This window comes from Acinetobacter sp. XS-4 (assembly GCF_023920705.1).
In the GTDB taxonomy this organism is placed as follows: Bacteria; Pseudomonadota; Gammaproteobacteria; order Pseudomonadales; family Moraxellaceae; genus Acinetobacter.
Window position 1 is genome coordinate 2,638,864 of the sequence record NZ_CP094657.1, and the last position, 12,472, is coordinate 2,651,335.

The 12,472-nt window shown below is 35.4% G+C and carries 7 protein-coding genes and 1 pseudogene; all 8 read right to left on the bottom strand.

The annotated features are described in order from the left end of the window. Positions 1–2,967 (bottom strand): ATPase, encoded by a 2,967-nt coding sequence (locus tag MMY79_RS12325; RefSeq protein ID WP_252608937.1) that lies wholly within the window; start codon positions 2,965–2,967, stop codon positions 1–3. Next, positions 2,968–5,754 carry a type VI secretion system Vgr family protein gene (locus MMY79_RS12330; RefSeq protein ID WP_252608940.1) on the bottom strand — a complete coding sequence of 929 codons (2,787 nt, stop codon included), beginning with the start codon at positions 5,752–5,754 and terminating at the stop codon, positions 2,968–2,970. 215 nt (positions 5,755–5,969) lie between these two features. Continuing rightward, entirely contained in the window at positions 5,970–6,485 is a 516-nt protein-coding gene (locus MMY79_RS12335) for a hypothetical protein (RefSeq protein ID WP_252608942.1), read from the bottom strand. A 17-nt stretch (positions 6,486–6,502) separates the two neighbouring features. Further along, positions 6,503–7,561 (bottom strand): annotated as a pseudogene (locus MMY79_RS12340) (RHS repeat-associated core domain-containing protein); the annotation flags it as partial. Positions 7,562–7,613: 52 nt separating this feature from the next. Further along, positions 7,614–8,591 (bottom strand): PoNe immunity protein domain-containing protein, encoded by a 978-nt coding sequence (locus MMY79_RS12345; RefSeq protein ID WP_252608944.1) that lies wholly within the window; start codon positions 8,589–8,591, stop codon positions 7,614–7,616. 163 nt (positions 8,592–8,754) lie between these two features. Then, a complete protein-coding gene (locus tag MMY79_RS12350) occupies positions 8,755–9,738 on the bottom strand; it encodes a PoNe immunity protein domain-containing protein (RefSeq protein WP_252608946.1) in 984 nt (327 codons plus the stop codon). Positions 9,739–10,011: 273 nt separating this feature from the next. Beyond that, the gene (locus MMY79_RS12355; RefSeq protein ID WP_252608948.1) at positions 10,012–10,716 is read right to left on the bottom strand and encodes a GAD-like domain-containing protein; all 705 of its coding nucleotides are present in this window, start codon (positions 10,714–10,716) and stop codon (positions 10,012–10,014) included. Further along, positions 10,716–12,410 carry a polymorphic toxin type 15 domain-containing protein gene (locus tag MMY79_RS12360; protein ID WP_252608951.1) on the bottom strand — a complete coding sequence of 565 codons (1,695 nt, stop codon included), beginning with the start codon at positions 12,408–12,410 and terminating at the stop codon, positions 10,716–10,718. The genes MMY79_RS12355 and MMY79_RS12360 overlap by 1 nt, the downstream gene beginning before the upstream one ends. Between the last annotated feature and the right edge of the window lie 62 nt (positions 12,411–12,472).

The window sequence follows — 12,472 nt, forward strand, 5'->3', positions numbered from 1 at the left end:
TTACACCGTATATGAACCATCCGAGTTTTGTTCATAATTTGCAGCAATAAATAGTTCCGCATCGGTACCATCTACCTCAATAGACGGTACCGATTCTGTATTTAGGGCAACTAAAGCATCCGCATTAATAATACTTGGTTGTTCAACCATTTTCTCTCTTAACTTTTTCAACTCCCTTGGATTATTCATTGGAGCTTTTTCATGTAAAGGTATAGTTTTCACTATTTTAGAGCGTAATTTTTCATATTGCTCTACATATTCACTACCACGACCAACGGTATCTGAATTAAAAGTATATTCTTTAACGAAATCAATGGTTCTTGACCAGAATCCATCATGCAAATATACCAATAATTGTTTTTCTAAACTTTGGATACTCCTTTCTGATTTTATACCCCTTAAAGACATTCTTTGAAGTACGTTAAACCACTCACCTTCTGTTGCAATGGTTTCAAAAATTGCGAGTACCGCTTCTTTATGTGTAGGTAAAAAAGGGCTAATTCCTGTTTTAGGCATATCAGCAGCATGTGTGTATTCACTATGCCTTGTCATTTGATAAATTAACATTCCTTTTGCATCTGGCGTAGCTTGTTTCACCCATTCAGATTGACGTTTAATTTTGTTTGCCAAATCAACAGAATCTTTTGCAAGTGCATATTTAGCATTAAAATCTCTAAACTCTCCAGCAATATTATTTAAAGTATTGGCTGTCATTGAGTCTCTACCTAACGCGATCACAGCTAATTGACCTAAATTACTAAACGCATCTTCAGCGATAAAACCCAACAGGGTAAATTGAGCACGGGTAAGTTGATAATGCACCCATCTTAGTACTTCAAGAACCTGACTAAAATCAATAACGAAATCTAGCGCCCCTTTTGCACCTAATCCAACACATAAAGCGGCTTTTGCTCTAAAACGGAATTGTTTACGTTCTAACCAGTAAAATAATTTAAAATTAACTCCAGCCCCTAAGCCCGCACTTACAGCAAAATCGACAGCTAAGCTTGCTAAAGGTTTAAAATCTTTAGCTTCAGGTGAAAGCCACTGGAACTCTCCAGATGGTTTAATTCCTCCTTCTACACCAGCAAAAGCCTCAATTTGTCCCTCGGAGCTTGCACCACTACCAGGAATGATGGTTTCATCTCGATCCATTGGCACAAATCTTGGACGGTTTTCTCCCATATTATTGGCAAGTGAAGGATTTCGATTTCTTCTACCATTAGCAGCCAATTGTTGCTGCCCACTTTTACTATAGCTTATCTCTAAACCAATCCCCGCAGCCACTTTTGCACCTGCAAAACCATAGAGTTCCATGCCAATAATAAATCGAAATGCACCCAGATCAATATCATCAAAGTTCAGCATCCAACCTTTATCACATGGAATTACATAGGTGGTTTTTGCCTTCCCTTCAAATAACACTAGTTTGCCTTGAGCATTAACATTCGCCTTAGCATTCACCTCACCACTTTCGGGTTTCCAGCTCGCACTTGTCGATAAACCAGCACCACCAACACATCTTAACCATTGTGATTGAATATCAACCGTTAAGTTATCTGAAAGCTTAATTTGTTCGACAAAACCAGCACTAAAAGCAGAGAAATCCCAAACCTTAGTTCCCGTTTGCTTGGAATATTTCGCAAGATCTAAACTAACTTTTTTAAATTCATTATGAATAGTCTCTTGGTTAATTTTCTTAAAGTCTTGTTTTATATCTTTAAGTTTCTTTAACTCTGTCCCTAAAACCGTTACCTTAAAGCTCTCTTTATTCTTTTTCTTTTGCTGTAACTGCATATATCGGTCAGTACGCAGATACCGACGTCTGAAATCAAACTCTTGCGTGTTACCATTTGGATTTTTCTTTTGACGTGCTTCAAAAGTAATGACTTCTGTTAGGTCAGCCGCTTTTTTAAAGTTTTTATTTAGCTCCTCTTCAATCTTTTTCTCTGCTTCTTTTATTTCTTCTTCTGCTTTTTTAACATTAGAAACACTACCAGATTTTATTGCTTCTGCTAATTTATTTTTAGCATCAAAAGAGTTTCCAAATAACTTGTCTAATTTTGAGCTTTCTTTTTCAAACTCAGCATAATCCTCTGCTGAAAGGACTATCATTTCCTCTCGATGCATATTTAAAATGACTGGCGGTTTCCCATTGCCCTGTAAAGTTACTGTCGTATTCTTATCTTGCTTTGTTATCTTCGCAACAGACTTCAATTGTACAGTGACATAATTCTTTTTACTAATTGTTGCAAAATGCTTTATATCTTTTTTCTCTGGTTGAGCAGACATATTTACGAATTTAAATTTTACAAATATAACTTCACCTTTTGGTGAATATAAAGGTGGAGTAAAACCATTTTTATCTACAACACTCATTTTGACATTAGGTAAATTAATTTTTTTCTCCTTACCATCTTTGTCAAAAGTAAAAGTTTCAAATGGAATATTATCCGTTAGTTTAGTCCCCCTAAATCCTTCTATTTTATAGCGATAATATTGTTTAATTTGATATTCTATAGTAGTTGTTCCTTGTTTTTCTTCTTTAATATGGAGACCTGAGCTACCATTAATATTAATAGCTTTTTCCCACTCTGAATCCTTTCTTTTAATCCAAAGATCATACTCACCAACTGGCAGATACATTTCTTTAGTAAAACCTTTCATGTCAGTTTTAGCTTCTCGATTCTGACTCAAGCTGATACCTTCTTGTGCATCTTTATATTTCGCCATATTTTGCGCTATTGTCTGCGCTGGAATAGGTTTATTTTTATAAATGGAGTTCAAATCCAACGGCTGCACAAGAGGCTTAGGATTCTTAGCATTTCCTGTGGCTATTGCTAGTTTATTTACCTGTCCTGGCCGTTTTCCCTTTTCAGTTACAGAATAATCCATTCCATGGCAAACGATCGTATCATTATCAGGTAATACATTAATAAATAGGTTTAATTTAATCTTATTCATCATTTATTCTTCTTCAAAAGTTACAAAACCATCGTGAACGTGATCTTCTAAACTAATTTGGATTTGCTGAGGGCCCCTGGTTGTGATTTTCTGTGTTTTACCTTGACCATCTGTCACACCACTGATCATCTCCCCATTCGGTAAAATCATTAAATATTTTTTATTTTTCAATGGATTTCCAGTTATATCTTTGGCTATATAAGTTAAATGGTAATCTGGCAACATTGCCAATTCTGGATTTTTTGTTGCCACTTTGGCTCCGCCCATAAATAAATGCTGCCCTGCTTTCACCTCAAGCTTACCGCCTGTAACAGGGAAAATGCCTGAACCATTCAGCTTAATTTGAGAACCACTTGCAGTCAGATTAATTTCAGTTGGACTAGTAATAAAAACCGTGTCTTCGGTTGACGTAATCTGTACGCCCTTTCGAGCAATGACATCTAAGCCATCACCTTGAGCCTGAATTTCTACTTTGCCTTGGCCAGCAAAAAGCCGAGCACCTTCTTGGGCGGCAAATAGACTAATTTTTTGACTCGCATGACCCACTATATTTTTTTGCGTACTAATATTAATGCTATCTCCAGCACTTTGAGTAAGCTGACCATTTGCACCGAGATGTATATCCTCATTACTACTTACAGCAATACTTTTTGGAGATGCCAACAACATCACTGCCGATTGAAACTCAGCAGCCTTTTTAGGATCTTCTTGTTTAAGAACGTCTAAGAAAGTCTGAATGTTCTCAAGCATATCTAACGGGTCAGTTTGCTGATTTTTGGCAACTTCACTGAGTGCCTTGGCATTATTGAGGCTGCCTTCTATTTGTTGTTTGGCCTCATTTGCATCTAGATGTACACCTTGAGCTTGATCCTGCTTGTGGGTACTAACGAGTAAACCAGTACCTGCTCTGACTGCACCCCACTGGTCTGTTCTTATCTCAAAACCTTCACCTCGGCCATCACTTGTCGCACCGTCTTTGGGATGACTTAAGTTCCCCAAGTTTAGCTGGCTTGCCGCATGGCTAGTTTGTAGCTGAGCACTGATCTGGCCTGTAGTGTCATCAAATCGTAGCTGGTTAAAGCCTTTGCCGTCGACTTCTTCGGAGCGGATACCACTGAGTTTTTTAGTGTCGGGTAGCTGGCCTTTCTGATCGAATTGCGTTGGGTGACGTTCGGCTTCGTGAATACGGCCCACCACAAATGGACGGTCAATATTGCCGTCAAAGAAGTCGATGACAACAATTTCACCAACACGTGGCAAGAAGCGTGCTCCATAACCTGCACCCGCCCATGGAGTCAGCACATCGACCCAAGCTGAGTCGGTATCATTATCGTTACTTCCCGCTCCACCGTCATGGCTATGGTCATCAGCTCGGGTAAATAGGAAACGGACTTTAATGCGCCCCCATTGGTCAACATGGATACTTTCGCCTTCCAAGCCCACCACTCTAGCGCGCTGCGGGTAAGCTGCTGGACGGTGCTCTAACGGATGGTACTCAGGAACAGTTTTAATATTTCTACGCGACAGAATGAGCTCATTACCCTGACGCTCAGTCTGGTCATTTGGCCCTGATTGATTGTTTTGCCATTGGCTTTGACTAAAAAGTTGATTGATTTGCTGTTGCAAATCTTTAGGTAAATTATTTTGCAGATAGAAGCTTTTCCCAATAATCAAGAATTCTTTGTCTGACCCGCTATGCGTATCTATTTCTGGATGTTCATTCAATTCAAACCAATAACCAACTTGCGCATCACGTACCGTGGTTTGTGCATGGAAATATTTTGATTGAGAAGCATAATAATCAGATAGATTTTGATTGAGTTTTTCTAGCTGCTGGTGGCCCGATGCAGTGGCTTGGTCTTCCTCATTTAAGTCTTGCATCCAAGCAGGACTAATATGCCATGCATGTTCTAGACTTAAACTCGCATTATCCTGATTAGTACTATGATTATGCTTTGACTGAACACTGCCCATGCCTTCTTCTTGACATAAAGCATCAGCCTGCCAGCGTTGCACATGCACGGCTGTAGATTGCAAGCTTCGAGTTGGCACAAGGCTTGTCATACTATCTTGTTGTTCAACAGCGCTACTACGGTGATAACGGATATTTCTTCGGTCTAATGCTAAATATGATTCAGTATTATCAATTAAACGTAATTTTTGCGGTTGAGGCTCATCTGAACTATTAGTGACAAACAACTGAGCTTCATCAATTAACCAGTTAATGCCCTCACTACGCCAAAGTCGGGTTAAAAACTCATAATCCGTTTCGTTACTTTGCATGATAAAAGGTCGAATATCGTAGTCTTGGCTTAGGTTTTTTAAATCCAAAGTTAAGGCAGAAGCAAAGAACGGGCTTTTGTTCTGCCACTCAGTAAATAGAATTTCAGTGATGTCCCGTACACTTTTATTCATAAATACACGGCTATTTCGGCGTTTATGCCATAGCGCGGTCGGGTCTTGTAATCTCAATTTATACAATGTTAATGAACCATCACTCTGCCCCTGACTGGCTTCGGTAATAATTCCTGTAGCTCTAAATAATTGCCCCTGATCAGTTACTTGATCGACTGCAACCTGACAACCAATAAATTGTTTTAATGAAATATGGGCATTGGTAGAAAGACAAAATAAATCGGCAGTCAGTCCTTCATTTAGCTGATGCTGCCCTTCAATACTTTGTAAAAAGACTTGAGTATTCAATGATGGATTAGAAAACTGAACATGAAGCACGCGTTTTTGCGAGCTGATACCCAAATCTTCTAGAATTCTATGTATATGAGATAACATCTTTTTTTATGAAAACTTTGTCAGGATTCGCATTATTTTATAAAATACAGAAACATCTGTCTATTTTGTAAAGGAAAACTTAACCATATGAATACAAGAGTGGATGAAGATGATATCCGTGATAAATATAAAAAAAAATGAATTAACAACTTACGCTATTAATTCACTTTTAAAATTTTTTAATATTTTAGTATTCTAAGAAATTCATTTTTAATTTACTTAATTTCCTCAAAATATTCATACGTTGGTAAATCAGGTTCTAATGAATTTGTATTTCCAGCATAACTATCTAACACTAACTTAAAATTATCAGAAATAATTGCCAGAAAATAAAGATTGTTATGTATATAACAATCAAATAAAAATGAAATTTGATCCTTGTTCAATTTAAAAACAGGTAAAGGCGAAATATTATAGTATTCGCCATCATCTAAAAATGTTTCATATTGACTAAAAGATACATTAAATAAAAGATCTTCATCAGAAATCTTCTTAATAAAATTAATAATATTTTTACTTATTAAAACCTTATCCTGCGTTTCTGTAGCTTCTATCAACATCTGATTTGATTTTTTTACAGACAATATTTCATTATAAAAATCAATACTTTCATCGACAGACAACTTATCTGAACTATCTAAAAATTTAAATTTTAAATTAGTATCCTTAATAAAATTTGATAGATTCAGATTTTGTCTTTGTTTAATCTTAAGTGCTGTAATTCTTTTCATTCATGCGCTCCTTATCACTAGTCATGAGTAACCACTGGCCCACTTGAAATATATTTCCAAGCACCTTGATTATTAGTCCTAACTTGACCATTATCCATCATAGCTGGAGCTGCATGCCAATGCGAACATGGATGCTCTTTATCTTTAGGATGATGAGAAACTATCATAATTTTTTCTCCTTCTCCTGTTCTAACACTATACATATATTGTTCCCAATTAGGAATTACCCTTTGTTTAATTGGCGTAGAAGATGTTGGAATACCAGCTTTTCTCATAACTTCTCTTCGTGCCTGTCTAGAAGTCCTACCTTGACCACAAGTTTCTTCTTTACTCTTTTTATGTTGTGTATTTTTATTTTTGTTTCTATTATTTAGTCCTAAAGGATCAATCCAGACCATTGAGTTTGGTGCATATGCATATACATTATGCCCCCCTAACAATCCAATTGGGTCTTTACTAATAAACCGCCCTACATATGGCAAATAATATCGATAGCGATTGTAATGTAATCCAGTCTCTTCATCAAAATACTGCCCTTGGAAACGGATATTATTTGAAATAATTTCACTATTCTCAAAGAAATTTGACTTAGCTTTTTCCGCTTTACACTCGCCCCATGCCTTATATTCGGCTTTCCAAATAATTGCACCTGTATGGTCGGTCATTTCTTGCGGGGTACCTAAATGGTCACAGTGATAGAACCATACATCATCAAATTCTTTACCCTGTTTTTCAGTTTTCCAAAGCGGGTCACGGTGTATGTTATAAGGTTTATCTGACCAATCTGGAGTTTGATGGAGTTCTATCGGACTTAAATAAACTGCCTGGAACATCGGTACGAAGCTGTCTTTTTCATAGATGTAATGCTTGGTCAGTTCCTCTGTGGACTCATAAGCAAGCGTATCCTCATCCCATCCATAAATAATGTTCTGTTCTTGACCTGTATGGTGATGTTTACTCCGCTTTTGAATACGGCGGCCTAAAGCATCATATTGGTACTGTTGGTCTAAATATTCTTTAACTACATTATTGACTAGACGATTATATCCATAACCCGTTTCATCTAACTCTTATGATATAAAACCCCATTAAATAATTGGGTTTTTATTACTTATATATTTTAATTTCTTATTCTTTTTTTTCAAACTGCCAGTAAACTTCTCCCCAGTTTTGTTTTTTAATTTTTGGAAGAATCTCTCCAGCATTAAAATATTGTCGAGAATTATTACTAGCTACTGTAAACCAATAACCCGATTGAGGAGCCTTATCACCTGCTTTAATCGCTATTCTATTATAATTATTTAATAAATTTTCCTCTCCTGCTGTTGGATTGAATGAATGATAGAAAGCAATTAAATCTTTAGGATAATAAAGATAATCGTATAATCCTTTGTCATCATTTATTTCCAATAAAATAACGGCACAAGCAGCTTCAAAAGACCAATAACCATAATATCCACCATCAGCTTTATGGGTATCATGCCAAGGTGCACCTGCTAAATCTTTATACCATTTCTTTAAAAATTTATGTAAATGCTTCAGAGAAACCTTATTATCCTGCCTTACAAAAGCATTTGAAAGCTCAAAGTAAGGCTGGGGAAAAAGAACATCAGAACAGTCAAAACGATTATCATCAGAAAAAGCTAAAAATTCTTCAACGATCCAGTCTTTACCTCCATTTTCTTGAGTCTCTCCATCTACTAATTTGGCAACACTCATCAATAAGTCATTTCTTTTTAATAAATAACAAAGACTAATTAACCAAATATATAAGCAATACTCATCAAGCAACTCTAAATCAAAGACACTAAAATTTGGATCTTTATAATAAGTTCTTTGCTTTTCAGATAAAACATTAAATAAATTTATAACACTCTCAAAATCTACACGTAAGTGATCAATAGATCTTCCAGCAGTATAGTCTAGTATAAATAGATCAAATTGATATCTTGCAGCTATAGAATAAGAATCAATCCACCCCGCTTCAACTTCCTCACCACTATTAAATTCACTTAAAAAGTCTTGAATAGCATTTATTAAAGCAGCTCTGGTAGAGAGATAATACTTTCCATCCATTTTTTGTCTTTGCTGATTAATAAACATCATTTCAACCTTACATTTAATAAATTTCAAAAATTAAATTTTAAAAACTTAATATATGTAAGTTTCATTAATTTCCTATATTTATTCCTAGCTCAAAACTTTTTTGATCATTTACTACATTTTATAACTATCTTTTGTAGATAAGAATGCCCTATTGGGCATTCAATTAATTCTCACCATCCCAATACCAATATACCTCTCCCCAATCCATTTCAATAAGTGTGGGAAGAACTTCATCCTGAACAAAATACCGACGTAAATTTGGCTGTGCAGGTGTTTGCCAGTAACCAGTTTTTGTACATTTCTCACCTCCTTTTAATTTTATTTGCATTACATCATCATTTACTGCTTTTATTTTTGTTTGATTTCTAGCCCACTGTACAATATCTTTAGGGTAGAACAAATGTTTATGTAGGGAGCTATCATCTAAATCAAGCAAATAAACTAGGGCAGCAGCTTCAAATGCCCAATAACCAACATAGGAACTTTTATTTTCTAAGTCCAAGTGACTATTATACCAAATTTCATTTTTATTCATTTGATACCAATTTGATAAGTATTCATCTAAAAGATCTACTGAATGCTTCTTATCACTTTTTACTAGAACATTATCAATTACATCACATAACTTGGCATAACCTAAAGCAAATAAATTTCCTTCATTGACAGTTGGATGAGTAGAATCATTCAACTTAAAAAACTTATTAATGATTTCATCTTCGCCTGTATGACTATCTCCTTCACCATTGACTAGAGAATGAATACGGAGAAAAAGATCATTATGGTGTAGTAAAAAAGCAAGGCTTAATATATTTAAAGTTTCATTTTGGCTAGCAATAACAGAAGGTTTTTCTGATTTATGAAAAAGTGCCAATGCTTCTGATTGCTTCTCATAACCGACGATAACTTTTTCAAATAAGGGGATAAGTTCTTGTATAGAATGCCCAGCAGTATATGAAAGATACAATAAAGAAGTATATATATCTGTAATTGCAGTCCAACGACTTGCTTCACCACAATTATATTGATCATCTTCAAATGCATCACTTTCTAGATATAGAGAAATTCCTTCCTCATTGTATTCTTTAGTTTTTAAATAATAATCTTCAGTTAGAAATTGCTGCCTACGTTGGTCTGTGGAGTCTGACACTACTTAGCTCTCATTTTTAATAAATTAATTTTATTTGGTATGATCATTTTAATGTTCGCTCGAGTAACTCGATTGTTTAAAGCTTCATCAATCTTTGCAGCTCCCCAAAAGTTCAATGGGTATCCATTGCTGCATTACTTTCAATCCCTCCGGTAATTTGATCAGGATTATGTAAGGCTGCTATCAAATTTTATTTGAAGAATTTATATATAGGAAAAGGAGCCTAGCTCCCTTTTCTAATTACTCTTATAGCATATAGTTTGTTAGGCAAAATTAACCTTTCGGTTTGATACCCAAACGATCAACCTCTTTGGCAATATCCAACATGACTTGAAACTTATCTAGCTGAGCTACAAAAGGAATGTATTGGAATAAATCTACTTTTTTCATATTCTCAATAACTTGCGGCCCACCCAATACAACTGGAGGTTCAAAGGCATAGATTTCATTATCGTTGACTTCACCTAAATTTGTTAAGCAACGATCAAAAAGAAACTTGCCATTTTTATCATAAATATCTATATCTTCATTCTTCGCCTTCATGACAATAGTAGATAAAAATGAAATTAAATGGTCTATATCTTCTACGTTTGGAATATCTTTAATTGATGGGTAAATTCTTAAATTAATAATATCTATTGTCAACTTTGAACTCGTACTTTTACCTATTACATGTAAATCACCAAAAGCACTTCTACCAATGACATAAAATTCATCATATTGGGGGAAATCAGTATCTTTTAAACAAAGCTCTAAAATATCTTCATAATCCAAGGGATTAACAAGCCAAAATCCGCCATTTTCAAAGGATGCGAAACCTAATTTTTCCCAAATATAAAATAAATATTCAGGATAAGTATGTTGATGCTGAGCAATAAATTCAGGCGTTGGCTTTTTACCTATTTTAATATTTGAAAATCGAACATTAAAAAAATCCAGATGATCAGTAATTTTCTTTAACACAACTTCTGATAACATTATTTACATCTCGCTAATTTGACATTGAGTTTAGTTGCATCTTTCACACTTGGATCAATTCCTTTAACAGCATTATCAATAGATCCTGCACGACTCACGGCTTCTCCAGTCGCTTTATTGCCCCAGCCGCTACCAATAGATGAATTTACATTCTTTAAGCCAATATCCATAGGCGCATCACTCATAATTCCTGCTGCTATCTGATCTGGATTATGTAAGGCAGCCATGGTCGACATTACATCTTTAGCATCTTTCTCAGATTTAGTCATAGCATCTATTGCTGAAATATTAGGGTCTTTAGAATATTGTTCATAGTATTTATCTTTAAGCTCTTTTTCGTATTTTGTTCTAGCTTGAACCTGATCCAGACCATTCCCTCGCCCATTTTGCTTAAAAAGTTCTCGACCTTTCTCGTAATCTTTTGCCGTCATACTATTTAAAGCATTCTGCTGCATTTCTAACTGGCGATCGGTTTCCCACTTTAAATATTGATCTTCTGACCAATTTTCACGCTTGGCTTGTGGCGGATGTCCTAAATCAATATTTTTACGGGCATTGGCTCGAGCTTTAGGAGTATTTACTGGATCAAAACATCCGACCTTATGCTCTTTCATCTTAGCAAAAGCAATTTTATTAGATGGCTGCGTATGGCTAGCTCGAGTCGGTTGACTTGGACTCCCAGCAATATGGATATCCATCCCATTGCCATGTCCACCTGCAACACTCAATTTTGGTTGTCTCATAATCTCATGACAGGCATTGTCAACCTGACGACAAAGGTCATCAATATACCGTCCAACCTGAGCCATGATACTTTTAAGTGCAGCCGCGTATTTATCTGCCAGAGCATCAAACCCAGTCATTTTAGCAGTATTACGACTACCATACATTTGTAAAAGTGATTGTAGTTTTGCAAGATATTGATTAAGGACTAGTTTTGCATTTGTACCTATTTCCGTCCAAGGTTTTGTTTTCAGCCACCGTTCAGGGTTATCTCCCCAAAATGGTTTATAACCAAGCTTTCGACAATAAGATTCCAACTGCTCAATTGCTTTAAATAACTCATCTTTTGTTTTAATAACTTTACTAGTAATCAACTTAGCAATAGTTTTAAAAACTGAACCAAAGAATGGAATTACGCCAATTCCAACTAAGGCTAAACCCATCCAATTTTCAGATGTTCTTTCTTTTTCATCTGATAAAATAATAACACTGGCTAATAAATCCCGGATATCACATATCTGATCAGCAACAGGGATCATACTGATGAGGCCACCCACAATGACTTGGGCAACAGTAGGATCTTTATTAAAATCACCGCTGATAAATCCAAAAATATATTGAATATCTTCTATATTTTCGTCAATTATCTGATTAATATTATTTGCAAGATTAATATCTGTTTGTATTTTTACTGCAAATGCAAGTTGTATCGCATGTTGAAACTTATCTAAAAATCCTGCGGATTCAGGTAATGCTTCAATTGAAAAATGACTAGATACATAAGCATATTGGGTTTGATCTTTTTTTTCTAAAGGTGCATGTCTCGCTACACCATATTCAGACTCACCTAATGCAAGGCTTAGAAACTCAGAAGATTGGATAAATTCTTGTTGAATATATCCTGATTTACCACTTAAACCTTGCCAAAACTGTTCATTTCCTGTTTCAGGTGTTTTATTTTGCTCAACCATTACTTAACACCTTGGGTTTGAATAAAATTAGAAAACCAACTGTCATCAACTGCACCTGATTT

Excerpts from the sequence above, each read along its gene's own strand:
- MMY79_RS12325 (WP_252608937.1), bottom strand. The coding sequence starts at position 2,967 with ATGATGAATAAGATTAAATTAAACCTATTTATTAATGTATTACCTGAT.
- MMY79_RS12330 (WP_252608940.1), bottom strand. The coding sequence starts at position 5,754 with ATGTTATCTCATATACATAGAATTCTAGAAGATTTGGGTATCAGCTCG.
- MMY79_RS12335 (WP_252608942.1), bottom strand. The coding sequence starts at position 6,485 with ATGAAAAGAATTACAGCACTTAAGATTAAACAAAGACAAAATCTGAAT.
- MMY79_RS12345 (WP_252608944.1), bottom strand. The coding sequence starts at position 8,591 with ATGATGTTTATTAATCAGCAAAGACAAAAAATGGATGGAAAGTATTAT.
- MMY79_RS12355 (WP_252608948.1), bottom strand. The coding sequence starts at position 10,716 with ATGTTATCAGAAGTTGTGTTAAAGAAAATTACTGATCATCTGGATTTT.
- MMY79_RS12360 (WP_252608951.1), bottom strand. The coding sequence starts at position 12,410 with ATGGTTGAGCAAAATAAAACACCTGAAACAGGAAATGAACAGTTTTGG.